This is a genomic window from Sphaerotilus sulfidivorans (assembly GCF_013426975.1).
GTDB lineage: Bacteria > Pseudomonadota > Gammaproteobacteria > Burkholderiales > Burkholderiaceae_C > Sphaerotilus > Sphaerotilus sulfidivorans.
This window is the reverse complement of record NZ_JACCPY010000123.1, coordinates 1-231: the sequence shown is the minus strand read 5'-3', so window position 1 is coordinate 231 and position 231 is coordinate 1. Positions and strand designations below refer to the sequence as shown.

Genomic DNA, 231 nt, shown 5'->3' with positions numbered 1-231 from the left:
GGGGGCTGGCGACGCTGGCACCATCCACACACGCTCGACTGAAATCGAGCTGACCTGCGCCGCGCAGCTCTGCCAGCAACACCAGATGCAGCCGGTGCCACACGCCCGCAGCCTGCCAGGCTCTCAGCCGCCGCCAGCACGTCATGCCGCTGCCGTAGCCCAGCTCCTGCGGCAGGTGTTCCCACCCAATCCCGGTGCGCAGCACGAACAGGATGCCGTTCAAGGCCCGCC

Annotated in this window: 1 protein-coding gene; it reads right to left on the bottom strand. The window is 69.3% G+C overall.

Annotated features, from left to right (window positions below; all coding sequences use genetic code 11):
* Positions 1 to 231 (bottom strand): transposase (locus HZU84_RS20220; RefSeq protein ID WP_180693143.1); only part of this gene is annotated, 231 nt, incomplete at both ends.